The organism is Pseudomonas sp. 8 R 14, assembly GCF_900005955.1.
GTDB classification, from domain to species: domain Bacteria; phylum Pseudomonadota; class Gammaproteobacteria; order Pseudomonadales; family Pseudomonadaceae; genus Aquipseudomonas; species Aquipseudomonas marginalis.
On sequence record NZ_CVTH01000050.1, the window covers coordinates 25,576 to 37,918 of the forward strand.

The window sequence follows — 12,343 nt, forward strand, 5'->3', positions numbered from 1 at the left end:
GGCGGCCCTGATGCTGACGCGCTGGATCGCAATGATGCCAGCGCGGGTTCAGTTGATTTGATTTAACTTGCTGGCGCTTCTTCTGCGGCTGAAACCTGGGCACGCAAGCGTTGACCGATGATCGCCACATCAGGCCAGGGCCATCACGCAATCATCAACTGCCCTTTGATCAGGTTTTCTTGCCCGCTTCCTCCAGAGCCTTTTCAGCGTTGAACCCGTCGAAGTTCTCGAACACGCCCATAAAGCCCGGCACGGTCACTTCTCGCGCCCAGTCGCGCTGCAGTTCGCAATACATCTGCACGCGACTGATGAGCTTCGCGCCCGCCTGCTCCATTCTGTGTAGCGCCGCCTCGTGTGCGGCGAGCGATGTGCCGCCAACCGCGTCGACCGGCACATACACTTCATAGCCTTCCTGGATAGCGTCGAGCACCGGGAATGTCAGGCAGGCCTCGGTCCAGAGCGCCGTCATGATGAGTTTCCTACGCCCAAGCGCCTTGACCGCCTGTTTGAATTCCATGTCCTCCCAACTGTTAATCGAGGTGCGGTCATAGGTCGGCAGGTGGCCGAGTACCTCTTGCAGTTCCTGGATCGGCGGTTTGTTGCGACCGGTCGCTACATTGACGGTCGAATGGATGATCGGAAGGTTGTAGTTGACCGCCGCCCTGGCGACGCTGGTGATGTTGAAGACGAGTTCGTCACGCGGCATCGAGCGGATCGAGGAAACCTGAACAGGCTGATAATCGATGATGATCAACGCTGAGTTTTCCGGGGTCAGTAGTGGGTCGGTATGGGGGTTGCGCAGAGTCTCGCTTGCCATGGGCAAATCCTTTTTATGGGTGCACGTTGGTAAAAAGGCCTGAGCCCGTGCGGGTAATGGATTCCAGGACACGGGTAGAGGATGCTGTGCCTGGAAAATCCATTGTGCTGTTCCCATGTTCGACACAGTAGTAGCATCCTGCGATGTGCTGTGTCGCATGACGGGGAACGCAAGCATGGATATCGAAGAACTACAGACCTTCGTGGAGGTGGCTGATGCCGGGGGCATTTCGCAGGCAGCAGTGCGTCTTGGCGTATCGAAGTCGATCGTCAGTCGTCGCCTGGCTCGGCTTGAAAGCGAACTCGGCGTGCAACTGCTGGCACGCTCCACTCGCGGCGCGGCACTCACTGAGTCCGGCGCGACATTCAGGGACTACGCCGCCAGAGTCTGCACCGAGATCGACATCGCCAAGGAAACGATCCTGCCTGCCGGCGCTCTTCGCGGCCGCCTGCGCGTGGCCGTCCCGCTGTCGTTTGGCCCGACTCATTTCGCACCGGTGCTGGCGGAAATGGCACGCCGTCACCCTCAGTTGCATATGCAGACTTGCTACAGCGATCGCTTCGTTGACCTCATCACCGAGGGCTACGATTGCGCCATTCGCGTGGGGTATCTGAAGGACTCCAACCTGATCGCAAGGCGCATTGGCCCGGTCTATACCAAGCTTGTCGCGAGCCCGGATTACATCAAGGCGCACGGTGCCCCCGCGACGCCGGACGACCTGGTCGACCATCAGGCGCTTCTGCAAGGCACTGAAGCCTGGCAGTTCATGGACGGCGACAAGATCATCACGGTTCGTCCGCAAGGACGCTTCAAGGCCGACAACGGCATCGCCCTTGTTGCCGCTGCGATTGCTGGCCTCGGCGTCGCTTACCTGCCTGACTGCCTCACCCATGAACACGTGGCATCCGGCGCACTGGTACCGATCATGACAAACCATCCACCACCACCGGCCGGGGCCTACATCCTCCGCCCGCCGGGTCCGCATCCCGCCCGTAAAATACGCGTGCTCACCGAACTGCTGATCGAGTTCTTCGGTGAATCTCCGCACCTGGCGGTGCAGCCGCTGTCACATCGGGAAGATGCGCCGCCGAATAGCTGAATCATGGTGGGCCGAGTAACCGGGCTGAAGGTTGGCACTGTTGGCTGAGCTGGCGTCGTGCGTGAATCAAGGTCCAGCGCTTTGTTTGTCCAAGCCAGGACAGGAGATGTGATGTGCTTCAACGCTCGCGACAGTCAAGGGGCCGGACTGCGTTTTTTGCAGACACAACAGCGCTGATCGTGTTTTTCACAATCACCGGCATCATCAATGAACGTTTCATTGCCGGCATGGCCTGGGATCAGGTCCTTCATGCGCGCCTTCTGGGCGCAGTGCTGATGGTGCCGGTCGCGAGACCTTACGGTCTATGGCGGGATTGGGTGATGACGCGCGCCAGTCAGGGTCGGGTTTCCAGGTTGCTATGGGACAGTCTCGCCCTCGTCAGTTTCCAGGTGCCCATCTATGCAGCGATCATAGCCTTCAGTGGTGCATCGGGAAGTGGGCTGGTGCGCGGCACGCTCGGTGCGGCGTTGATGATGCTGGTTCTGGGCCGGCCTTATGGGGCGTTTCTCAATGGGGTGCGCAAGGTGTTTGGATTGCCTCCGGGTGGAGACAAGCCAATGTCGCTGAACAGCTGAGCGACCGCTGCTGGGCGATTCTGTTGCGGTGGTCGAACGGACGTTCTTCGATATATCCGGGCATCGACATCCTCCAGCTAACCCATTTCCCTGGCGAAATGCTTGGTCAGTTCGAGCAGGGTCGTTCGCAATTCAGGTGGACGCACGGGCTTGGACAGGATGGAGATATTCATGTGGATCAATGTGCTGCGGATACGCTCGATTTCATGGCCGGTCATGATCATGGCCGGTACTTCCCAACCACGCTGTTCGCGAATTGCAGCGATACACTCGGAACCTGAAATCCTAGGGCCCAGGTCGAAGTCGGCAATGATGATGTCGCATTCCGTGGTCACGTTCAGTCCATCGCTATGACTTTCTACCTCGCATCCCCATTTTTCCAGCAAGGCCGAGGTCGCCATCAGTACGTTGGAATCGTCTTCCACCAGGCATACCCGCAGACCCTGCAGACGGCTTTGCGTGGGCGCTGGCCGTTGCGTCTCGATGCCTGGCGCGACGCTTTCCAGGCGTTGGATAGTGGCGCGGGTGCCTTGGCCGAGTCGGGAGTCCAACTGGATATCCAGATTGAGCAACTGGCTGATGCGCTTGACGATGGACAAGCCCAACCCCAGGCCCTCGACATCCTTGTCGCGTGCGTGGCGCACCCGGTAAAACTCCTTGAATACGTCCGGCAGATGTTCAGCGGCGATGCCGCGTCCCTTGTCGTAGATGACAATGGCCAAGCCCTTGCCTCTGGGACGCACACCGATCAAGACCGGTTGGCCGGACGCGTATTTGAGTGTATTTGACACCAGGTTCTGCACCATGGTGGTCAACAGCCCCGCATTGACATTCACCCAGTGCTCGCAAGGGCGCAGGCGCAGTTGAACCCCGGCCCAGCGCGCGGCCTCGGTGTTCTGTTTGACGACGTCCCGCAGCAGCGCGCCCAGGTTCACCGGTTCCGCTTGCGGCTCCAGCTTTCCGTTGTCGAGGGTGTAGATATCCAAAATCGAACGGAACAGCTGAGAGACGGTGTGCAGCGAGCGGTCGATGTTGTCCACCAGTCGCAGTTCTTCGCCGCCCAGATTCGCGTCACGCAGGCACGCGGTGAACAGGCCGATGGAGTGGATGGGCTGGCGCAGGTCGTGGCTGGCCTGGGCGAGAAAGCGTGATTTCTCCTGATTGGCGGCGATTGCCTCTTCCGATGCGATACGCGTGCGCTTGAGTAGAATGTGCGCATAGGCCGGCACGACGATGGTGGTCACGATCAGCATCAGGAACATGTAGGGCTGTGCGCGCCAGAACGGGGTAAGCATGAAGATCATGACCAGCATGCTCAGTGCGATGAGTGTCGCGGCGGTCAAGTAGCGCGAGCCAAAGCGCATGCCATTGCCCAATGTGACCCAGAGCAACGCGGCATAAACCGGCAACGCGCCTTCTCCACCCACGATCATGGCGAAAGCGATGCCGGTATAGTCATGGGCCATGGCGAACAATCGGCGCCAGAAAAAGTGCCCTGGCCAGCGCTTGATCGCCATGCGCAGGGGGACTGCCACGCTGATGAAAAACGCCATGTACCACATGATCGGTACATAGGTGGCGAAGTCACTTGAAGGAAGGAGGGCCACCACCAAGATGTACAGCGAAGCACAGGTGCTGACCGTCAACCGCAATGTGGCCTGGTCCAGTTCACTGTTCTTTTCCGTCATGTTCATTGCGATTCTCCAGGGTAAGAAGTCGCTTAAAAGTTGAAACCTGGCGTTACAGTTTGCGTTACGATGCGCCGGACCTGAGGTGAGATGGGCCTTGACATGACGCACAGAATCATAGTGGCAGATGACCATCCTCTGTTTCGCGAAGGTATGCTGAGAACCATAGAACGGCTTATGCCGACAGCGATGATAGAGCAGGCGGGCAATCTGGATGAAGTACTGGCGCTGGCGCGTACGGGCGCAGAAGTTGATTCGTTGATTCTGGACCTGCGCTTTCCCGGTATCACGTCGATGCAGGTCATAGGCCAACTGCGCAACGAGTTCAAGCGCACCTCGATCATTGTGGTGTCGATGGTCGATGACCTGGACATTATTTCCCAGGTCATCGCCCAAGGCGCTGATGGCTTTATCGGCAAAAACGTTGATCCGGCAGGCATTGCCGAAGCCATCCTGGCGATTCGGGAAGGGGAAGTCGTGGTGAAGTACAACCCCGAAAATCCCCTGCTGGACCCAAGCCTTGCCTCACTCACCGCCCGCCAACGGCAAGTGCTCGGCCTGGTTGCAGCGGGCAAGACCAATAAGGAAATAGCCAAGCAACTAGGGATCTCCCCGTTCACCGTACGCATCCATGTTTCCACTCTGCTTAAATCCCTGGGTGTGCCCACCCGCGCGGCGGCGGCGGCTCAATTCAGTAACTTTCCCGGTGCCAGTGGGTGGCCGGGCAAGCTCGATACGTGAATCAAGACGGTGCAATGAACATTAGAGCGTGGGTTGGGGGACGGGGGCGTTACCGGGGATCAACTTGGCGCCTTTAGGCCTTTTTGGACAGTCGCCAGATGAATACCAGCGGGTCACCACGCCCTTTTCAATCATGAACCGCTGTTCGCAACGGGCGTAATCAGGCACATAACCCCATTCCATCGAATGGCTGCCGTTTGTAAGCCATACGTAGTCGTAGCCGATGATTTTCGAGTTGCCATCACTGAGGCCATGGCTGTTTTTTGGCGCCCCCCATGACGTCACCAACTCATCTTCGGACGCACCTACCCATGAAGCAGTAATGTCCGATGTCGTTTGATAACGCTGGTTCGTGACCAGATTACTCAAGGGAGAACCCGCACACCCGGACAGCATCAGAATGGATAAGACGATGATCCATGATTTCATATTTCGACTCCATTCCCGCGGCTTCAATAATCCGGAATTACATCAACTGGCGAGCAATTTATTACATTAATTCAAGCCATTAATGTCCATCTGTCTATGCTAGACAAGTCCCTGTTGGTCGCCTATAGCACACTTGTACTATAGCGTCAGCTCACGCGCCCTCATAAGCTGTACACGCTCGAAAAAGTCTTAAAGGCTTTGAGCCAGAGCGCACACCGGAATGCACTTTAACTTCAGCGTTGAAGTGTTCCAGTGTGTTTGCCCACCTGTGAATCCAAAGGCTCGATTAGTTGCACTACGTTGTGTCAACTTCACCGTGCATCCGGTCGAAATGGAATGGTATTAATCACAACTCAAGGTAAGTCTATGTGCTTGAAATATGGAAAACTACTTAGAATCGGATTCACGCTGTGCATACTGACCGCAGGCCTGGGAGGCTGTGCTAACACTGGGGATTTGATGAGTTCCTTAAATCCTGGAGCACAAAAGTACGATGTTGCTTACCTGAAGAAAACCATCATCCCGGGAAAAACTACCAAGACTCAGGTGACGCAATTGTTCGGCGCTCCAGCCGAAGAGCAACTTGATTCAACGAGCAGAAGCAACGGGTCCAACTGGACCTATGATAAAAACCAGGAGGGTCTGGAAAAGTACATGACCCTGGCCCACAAATATGTCTCGACCGAGACAAGCCTGAAGATGTACGACGCCTCGTCGCAAGTGTCCAAGGCACAGGGTGTCGCCAATGATGTCGGCAGTGTGACGGGCACGAAAAAAGCTCAAAGCCAGACCCAGGGAACGAAGTTGATAATTTACTTCGTGGATGACGTGGTGGATTACTACAGGCTTTACTGAAACGTTCCGCTTCTGATACGACACGCCGTGTCGTTTGATGCCTTAACACGCCAACCTACGCCTTATTGTTCTCAAGGGGGCGGCATCCAGCGATGCATCCCCCATGGTCCATGAGGTTGAACGCGTGGAAAAGAACAGCGAACTCAATCAGGCCACGTTGCGCCTGACCGTCAGCGCCTGTGCGCTGCTGTACATCATCGTACTGAGCGGGCTGCGCCCCAGCGATACCGCAGCCTACACGCCCATCATCGTGTATATCTCGACCTTCATCGTGGTGTCGATATTCCTGCGCATGGCGATCAAGCGCTGGCCAGGACACTTTTTTTGGCGGCGCTTGCTCTCAATGCTCCATGACTACACCGGTATCGCTTTCGCCATGGTGCTGGGAGGCGAAGGTGCATTGCCTATTTATGCCGCGCTGCTCTGGGTGACCCTGGGTAATGGCATGCGTTTCGGCTCACACTATCTGGCCCTGGCAACCGTGATCGCGTTGTCTACCCTTATCGTTATTTTCTTGTTCAACCCCTTCTGGCGCGCGCAGCCCTACATGTTCCTGATGCTGATCGTGACCACCATCGTCGTGCCGACCTATGCACACATTCTGCTCAAACGCACGCGTATCGCATCGGAAGAGGCAATCGCCGCCAATCAGGAGAAATCACGCTTTCTCGCCCAGGCCAGCCACGACCTGCGCCAGCCCATCCACTCCATCGGCCTGTTCACCGCGTGCCTGCGGGACGCGAATCTGGGCGGCGAAGAACTGCGCATGGTGGACAACATCGACCGCTCGCTGCACACCGTCTCTCAGCTGTTCCGTTCGATCCTGGATATCTACACCCTCGACAACGGGAAGCTGGAGCCGCGAGCGGAACCGGTGAACCTGGGCGCGCTGTTGCAGGAGGTCGTCAAACAGAACACCGAGGCCGCGCGTTGGGCCGGGGTTCAACTGCGCCTGCACCCTTGCCCGCATTGGGTGAACGTCAATGGGGGGCTGTTGACCACCATGGTGCAGAACCTGGTGTCCAATGCGATCAAGTACGCATCGGGAGAGCCCGTGCTGATCGGTGTCAGACGCCAGGCAAAGGGCTTGGCCGTGGTGGTTTACGATAAGGGCTGCGGTATCGCCGCCGAACATTTACCGGACGTGTTCAAAGAGTTTTACCGGGTGCGCCACGCACGCGACAAGGATGTCGAGGGCCTGGGGTTGGGCTTGTCCATCGTCAAGCGCATCAGCCAATTGCTCAATGTCGATGTACATATTCGCTCCACGCCCGGGCGCGGCACCCAGGTGGCAATCAGCGGGTTGAAACACGCCGCCCCAAAGGTCATCGCGCCTCGGATGAAAAGCACCCATGAGCGCCTGAACGGACTACGGATATGCCTGATTGAAGACGACGCCAATGTGTTGCTGGCCACCAAGGCCCTGCTGGAGAAATGGGGCTGCGTCGTCGAGACCCACAGTGATGCGGATACCCTGGCCAGCGATTGCGACATCATCATTGCCGACTTCGACCTGGGCACAAAGGTCTCGGGGTCCGAATGTATCGCGGCAATACGCGAGTTCCGGGGTCAAGAGATACCGGCATTGGTCATCACCGGGCACGAAATCGAGCGCATCCGTCAATCACTGCACGCATTCAATATCTCGGTACTGGCCAAACCGGTGCGACCGCCGGAACTGCGCAACGTGTTGCTTGAGCAGGTCAAGTCAATGAAGTGCGGTGCGAGTTACCCGTAGATCCATCAAGGGACTAGCAGGTGTAGCGCCCCGCGAAACGCGCGGCGGCTACTGCTCTATTGGGTACGTTCAAGGCACGTATCAGCGAAGACACGTGAATACGCACGGTATAGGGAGAGATTTCCAGTTCAGCGGCAATTTCCTTGTTGGTTTTACCTTGTGCGATCAAATGCCAGACTTCCCGCTGCCGCGACGTCAGTTTGCCCATCGCATGATCACTTTCAAATGATGGTGATTCGGCCGGTTCGTATTTGACCACTACTTGGCCATTCCGAATATCATTGATGGCGTTACGTACCTCTTCGGCTGAAATGTTCTTGCCAATAAAACCATTGGCGCCGGCCTCCATCACTCGCGTAATGACCACGCTGTCATCGACTGTCGAAACAACAACGACTGCAGTAGTGCCTCTTTCCCCGCACAGTTTCGCAAGCTCTTTCAAGGAGCAAAGCCCTGGCAAATATACTTCGATAAACAGCATGGCGACAGGTTGCCAGCGTTCCAGGAGAACCCAGACTTCCTCCAGGTTTCCTGCCTGTTTTATCGTTGCTTCAGGTATTAAGCACTCCAGTAGCCCTGTCATGCCCTCTCGATAAAGTAGGTGTTCGTCCGCCACCACAATTCGGCAACTCATATCAGCAAGCACAACCCGTCCAGATCAATGAAAACACGCTTTGATCATGTCCGACTCATACAACTTATGATATAGAACAGCTGAACTAGTACACCTGTGCTAGTTACTAAAGGCCATTAAGCACTTAAGTACATTTTGGTCGATGCAACTGCGGCACAAACAGCGGGCTTGAACCCGTTGCCAGGAAGGGCAGTGCTATCCTCCTTCTCATCGCCTGGGCATAAAGCTACCTAGTTGGCTCGCGTCTCATATCGCATCTTGACCACTTCAACGAGCCGCTCCTGTCCTCCATTGGTTCCGGAGAGGCTGGCCGACCTGATTGATTGTCCACGGTAGGGCCCTTCGGCAGCAAACCAATTCTGCACCACGACCTTCTGGGTCGGTTGCTGACCGGACGTTGATCCAGTGGAAATTTCATTGGTGAAGCGACAGGTCTCGAACGTCCCGAGTGCTGTCTTGATCGTCTCGCGGCCGTGGTAGGTCAGCTTTTCTGATACCTCAAACTCAAGCGTGGTGCCGCCGCTGGCGACCTGGTTCTTGTAACTGACGGCGACTGTTTGCCCGGGTTGTAAATCCAGCGGCGTGGTGGGCGGAGGGGTGTAAAGGGTCGTGGTCAACGAAGGCCCGGCACCGTGTCGATCACCATAGCGAATCAACTGGCCGTCCTTGATTTGCGCAAAGGTGGTCGTTAAATACACCGGCGAATTGCTTATGAACGTGGTGTGTAACGACGCCACCGGGTTGGCCCCGGCGAAGTCTTCAGGGCCCAGCGTTTCGGTTTTACTTCGATTGGTTACTGCAGAGGTGTTGTCGCGACTTTCAGATTCCACAACGGTGCCGGCCTGGAAATCCGCTTCATTGGTACACGGTGCCGAGGAGGCCGTTGCACCAACGGCTGCCTCGGTCCAGGTAGCGCTGGTGGTTAACAGCGAGATCAAGGCCATCGCCAGCGCAGCGTTCATTTCAATTTTTCTGGTGGTTATAGGTTTCAAAAAAAGCATCCCTGTTCAATACGATCGGCAGCGTCGAATAGCGTAGAAAAGACCTGTTAGAGCGCGAACAACTGTGATCCAGCGCCAAAGCGCGATGCAATAGGGCAGCTGTGCTATTGAGTTATCTCGATAGCCCCGGTTTTATAAGCAGCCAACGACAGCAGCACCCTTTATCCGCTCGACCATCACCCTGGGTGCTAAGGATTTGCGGGAATAACATGACGTTAGTGAAAAAAACAGCAGCGACTACCCTGGTTTTAATCGTCACCCTGGGGCTGAGCATTCAAGCCTCGTCATTCGAGAGCGGAGCAGACAACAAGGTATTCGATGCCGCGAGTCTTGAGGTGTCGAACGTGCCGTTGGGCGCCTTTCCCTACATCGCCCTTCCCGACGGATATGTCATCGCCACCGCGCCCGATGTCTCCGACTTCGATCAGGTACCCTTCTGGACCGGTGATCGCCTGGCAGTAGTAGAAGGCAAGGTCTGGTCAGCCCATATCGACGCCGCGCAGGGCAAGGCGTTCTCCGACCTGGAATTGCAGCGCAACCTCGAGTCCGTAGTGTCCTCGTTGGGCGGCAGCAAGATCTTCGATGGCAGGATTCCGGAAGACCCTGGCCAGAAGATCAAAGAATGGCCGCGGGACTTCGCGCTCAAATACAACAGTGGCCTGGGGGACATTTGGAATAACGCCGCGCAGGTGTTTGTTATCCATCGCGCCGACCGCGATATCTGGATTCATTTGTGCAGCTACGCGTTCGGCGGCGGCCTGCTGATTGCCGAAACCAAACCGCTGCAAATAACGGCCAGCCTGTTGCCGGCCAGTGAACTGAAAGCGCAGATAGATAAAACCGGCAAGGTGGCATTGCACATCAACTTTGCGACTGACCAGACCCGCATCCTTCCGGGTTCACAGCCACAGATCGAGCAGGTGTCGTTGTTACTCAAGCAAAATACATCGTTGAAACTGGCCATTAACGGCTACACCGATCACACCGGTGATCCCGCGTACAACAAGACACTGTCATACGCCCGCGCCAAGGCCGTCGAGGCCGCCATCACCGCCAAGGGTATCGACACGGCGAGGTTATCTGCGGCCGGATTTGGCGAGGCTGACCCGGTGGCCGACAACGCCACCGAGGCAGGCAAAGCTGAAAACCGCAGGGTCGAGCTGGTCAAGCAAGACTAAGCGAACGCTCAGGACCAGGGGCGGCCCGGGCCGCCAAGACGAGACCCGTGATGGCTTCCGGCTGATGGCGAGCCCCAAATTATCACGGGTGAAACCGCCTCCCCAACGCATCCAACCGCACCGCAATCGGCGGCAACTGCTTGCTGCTCCTGGCCAACATCTCCACATCCTCCGCCGTGCTCTGCGCAATGCTCTGCACCGACTGCAAGCGCCCGACAATCTCCAGGTTCGCCGAGGTCTGTTCGCGTGTGGTGGAGACAATCCGCCCATTCAGCGCATCGATCTGGGTAATGTCATTGCCCACCGCTCGCAGCATTTCCACTGCCAGCTGACTGTCCTCCACACACCGTTCCACGCCCTGGCGGCTGTCGTGCATGGCTTCCACGGCCTGGCGGCTGCCTTGCTGCAGGCCTTCGATGATGGTTTTGATTTCCTGGGTGGAGACGGCGGTGCGTTGCGCCAGGCTGCGCACTTCGTCGGCGACGACGGCGAAGCCGCGGCCTTGTTCGCCGGCGCGGGCGGCTTCGATGGCGGCGTTGAGGGCAAGGAGGTTGGTCTGGTTGGCGATGCTGCTGATGACTTCCAGTACCGAGCCGATTTGTTCGGCCTGGACCGCCAGGCCTTGGACGGTGTGGTTGGTGCCTTCCAGGCGTGTGGCCAGTTGGGTGATTTCGTGTTGGGCGCGGCCGACGCTTTCCTGGCCACGCAGGATTTGTTGGCTGGCGACGCCCGCGTGTTCAACCGCTTCTTCGACGTGCACCGTAATGTGGCCCATGGCGTCTTCCATGCGCTGCATGGAGTCGGTCATTTGCGCGATTTCGGCCAGTTGGTGGCGAGCGCCTTTTTCCAGGGTGCCGCTGGCGTGGGCCAGTTCCTGGCCGAGTTGGCCGAGGCCGTGGGAGTCGCGGGCGACGCCGTCGATGAGGTGGGTGATTTGTTGCAGGAAATGGTCAAAGCGCTTGGCAAGGGAGACGTGCACCTTGCCTTCACCTTTGGCGCTTTCCACGGTGAACTGGGTGGTGACGGCGAGCATTTTTTCCAGCATCTCCTCGCTTTCCACCGCCTCGGCCTGGCTGTTTACCGCGAGGTAGAGCAGGGCGATGGTTTCCATCACTACGTAGAAGGCGTGGACAAACACCATGGTCCAACCGCCGTGATGCGCCATCACGAACACCGGGAAGCCTTGATGCTGCAACGCATGGAACACCACGTGGTGCACGGCAATCGTCAGGGCGGCCACCAGGATCGGCAGCCAGTCTCGATAGAACGTCAGCACCGCCAGCAGCGCGAAAATCCCGAAGTGCGCTTCGATCACACCCTGGGCCTGGTTGATGTGCAGCGCCGCCATGACCATCAAGCCCGCGCCCAGTGCGCAACGCATCACCCGCGTGCCGCCGATGGCGCGGTAGAGCGCGGTGAGCACCGTGCTGGTGCCTCCTCCCACGACAATCGCCTGGGTCAGGGTGTCGTGCCAGAACGCAAGCCCGACGGAGAACAGCGTCATCAGCCAGATCAATGCCAGCATGATGCGGTCGGCCTTGCGGTAGTGCTCCAGGAAACGTGCGCGTGCAGGCATTCACTCTTACTC

The 12,343-nt window shown here is 57.4% G+C and carries 12 protein-coding genes; 6 read left to right on the forward strand and 6 right to left on the reverse strand.

Features of this window, described 5'->3' with window-relative positions:
- Positions 1–169: 169 nt before the first annotated feature.
- Positions 170–817, reverse strand: a complete 648-nt coding sequence (locus BFQ01_RS10370; protein WP_065925205.1) for a hydrolase — start codon at positions 815–817, stop codon at positions 170–172.
- 175 nt (positions 818–992) lie between these two features.
- On the opposite strand from BFQ01_RS10370, the gene BFQ01_RS10375 reads away from it, so the two are divergent.
- Positions 993–1,916, forward strand: a complete 924-nt coding sequence (locus BFQ01_RS10375; RefSeq protein WP_065925206.1) for a LysR family transcriptional regulator — start codon at positions 993–995, stop codon at positions 1,914–1,916.
- 113 nt (positions 1,917–2,029) lie between these two features.
- Entirely contained in the window at positions 2,030–2,491 is a 462-nt protein-coding gene (gene alaE / locus BFQ01_RS10380; RefSeq protein ID WP_065925207.1) for an L-alanine exporter AlaE, read from the forward strand.
- A 77-nt stretch (positions 2,492–2,568) separates the two neighbouring features.
- Here alaE and BFQ01_RS10385 read toward each other — a convergent pair whose 3' ends face one another.
- Positions 2,569–4,185 carry an ATP-binding response regulator gene (locus BFQ01_RS10385; RefSeq protein WP_370671253.1) on the reverse strand — a complete coding sequence of 539 codons (1,617 nt, stop codon included), beginning with the start codon at positions 4,183–4,185 and terminating at the stop codon, positions 2,569–2,571.
- Positions 4,186–4,281: 96 nt separating this feature from the next.
- Here BFQ01_RS10385 and BFQ01_RS10390 point away from each other — a divergent pair, with 96 nt between their 5' ends.
- Positions 4,282–4,920 carry a response regulator transcription factor gene (locus BFQ01_RS10390; protein WP_065925236.1) on the forward strand — a complete coding sequence of 213 codons (639 nt, stop codon included), beginning with the start codon at positions 4,282–4,284 and terminating at the stop codon, positions 4,918–4,920.
- A gap of 21 nt (positions 4,921–4,941) precedes the next feature.
- Here the strand turns inward: BFQ01_RS10390 and BFQ01_RS10395 are convergent, their stop codons facing one another.
- Positions 4,942–5,349 carry a hypothetical protein gene (locus tag BFQ01_RS10395; protein ID WP_065925208.1) on the reverse strand — a complete coding sequence of 136 codons (408 nt, stop codon included), beginning with the start codon at positions 5,347–5,349 and terminating at the stop codon, positions 4,942–4,944.
- Positions 5,350–5,808: 459 nt separating this feature from the next.
- Here BFQ01_RS10395 and BFQ01_RS10400 point away from each other — a divergent pair, with 459 nt between their 5' ends.
- Positions 5,809–6,204 carry a hypothetical protein gene (locus BFQ01_RS10400; RefSeq protein ID WP_065925237.1) on the forward strand — a complete coding sequence of 132 codons (396 nt, stop codon included), beginning with the start codon at positions 5,809–5,811 and terminating at the stop codon, positions 6,202–6,204.
- 103 nt (positions 6,205–6,307) lie between these two features.
- Positions 6,308–7,942 carry an ATP-binding response regulator gene (locus BFQ01_RS10405; RefSeq protein ID WP_083244866.1) on the forward strand — a complete coding sequence of 545 codons (1,635 nt, stop codon included), beginning with the start codon at positions 6,308–6,310 and terminating at the stop codon, positions 7,940–7,942.
- A gap of 13 nt (positions 7,943–7,955) precedes the next feature.
- On the opposite strand, the gene BFQ01_RS10410 is transcribed toward BFQ01_RS10405, so the two are convergent.
- Positions 7,956–8,576 carry a response regulator transcription factor gene (locus tag BFQ01_RS10410; RefSeq protein WP_065925209.1) on the reverse strand — a complete coding sequence of 207 codons (621 nt, stop codon included), beginning with the start codon at positions 8,574–8,576 and terminating at the stop codon, positions 7,956–7,958.
- A gap of 230 nt (positions 8,577–8,806) precedes the next feature.
- Positions 8,807–9,520 carry a hypothetical protein gene (locus BFQ01_RS10415; RefSeq protein WP_065925239.1) on the reverse strand — a complete coding sequence of 238 codons (714 nt, stop codon included), beginning with the start codon at positions 9,518–9,520 and terminating at the stop codon, positions 8,807–8,809.
- A 266-nt stretch (positions 9,521–9,786) separates the two neighbouring features.
- On the opposite strand from BFQ01_RS10415, the gene BFQ01_RS10420 reads away from it, so the two are divergent.
- Positions 9,787–10,755, forward strand: a complete 969-nt coding sequence (locus BFQ01_RS10420; RefSeq protein ID WP_065925210.1) for an OmpA family protein — start codon at positions 9,787–9,789, stop codon at positions 10,753–10,755.
- An 82-nt stretch (positions 10,756–10,837) separates the two neighbouring features.
- Here BFQ01_RS10420 and BFQ01_RS33195 read toward each other — a convergent pair whose 3' ends face one another.
- Positions 10,838–12,331 (reverse strand): methyl-accepting chemotaxis protein, encoded by a 1,494-nt coding sequence (locus BFQ01_RS33195; RefSeq protein ID WP_065925211.1) that lies wholly within the window; start codon positions 12,329–12,331, stop codon positions 10,838–10,840.
- Between the last annotated feature and the right edge of the window lie 12 nt (positions 12,332–12,343).